This is a genomic window from Actinomadura physcomitrii (genome assembly GCF_008923205.2).
Taxonomy (GTDB): domain Bacteria; phylum Actinomycetota; class Actinomycetes; order Streptosporangiales; family Streptosporangiaceae; genus Spirillospora; species Spirillospora physcomitrii.
Map to the genome: position 1 here is coordinate 1 of NZ_WBMS02000107.1, position 870 is coordinate 870.

At 70.8% G+C, this 870-nt stretch carries 1 protein-coding gene; it reads left to right on the forward strand.

The genetic code is table 11. The features are described from left to right. Positions 1-11: 11 nt before the first annotated feature. Positions 12-870: SDR family NAD(P)-dependent oxidoreductase (locus F8568_RS46450; protein ID WP_151600554.1), on the forward strand; the 859-nt coding region annotated here is incomplete at its 3' end.

The following is an 870-nucleotide window of genomic DNA, read 5'->3' on the forward strand; positions in this document are numbered from 1 at the left end:
GAGGACGTGGCATGGCGAGACTCGAGAACAAGGTCGCGATCATCACCGGTGCGGGTTCGGGGCTGGGACGTGAGGCGGCCCGGCTGTTCGCCGCGGAAGGCGCCGAGGTCGTCGTGATGGACGTGCTGGGCGACCGGGCGGAGGCGACCGTCAAGCTGGTCTGCGAGCGGGGCGGGACGGCGGTGGCGGTGACGGCGGACACCGCGGTCGAGGCGGACGTCGAGCGGACGGTCCGCACGGCGCTGGAGGAGTTCGGCAAGCTCGACATCATGTGGGCCAACGCCGGCGTCGTCTCGCGCGGCGGTGTTCCCAGCGTGGCGGGCGGGGAGGAGCTGGCCTTCGAGGACTTCCCGCTGGAGGACTGGAACAAGGTCGTCGGCGTGAACCTCACCGGCCCCTTCCTGTGCGCCAAGCATTCGGTCGGGCCGATGCGCGAGAACGGCGGCGGCGTCATCCTGGTGACCTCGTCGGCGGCGTCGATGGCCGCCTACCACAGCATCTCCCCGTATTCGGCGACCAAGGCCGGGGTGAACGGCATGGTCCGCGGGCTCTCCCTGGACCTGGGCAGGTGGGGCATCCGCGTCAACGCCATCGCGCCCACCCACGGCATGTCGCCCAACTTCCTCATGGAGCCCGGCGCACCGGTCGTCGGGAAGTCCTACGAGGAGGTCGCCGGCCCGTGGGACAAGGGCGTCACCCCGATCCCGCTCAAGCTGGACCGGCCGCCGTCGCTGCTCGACCACGCCAGGACCGCGCTGTTCATGGTGTCCGACGACGCCGCCTACATGTCCGGCCAGATCATCTCCTCCTGCGACGGCGGCACGCTGGCACGGGTCTCCATCCCCTTCCCCGAAGACCAGGGCACCCCGA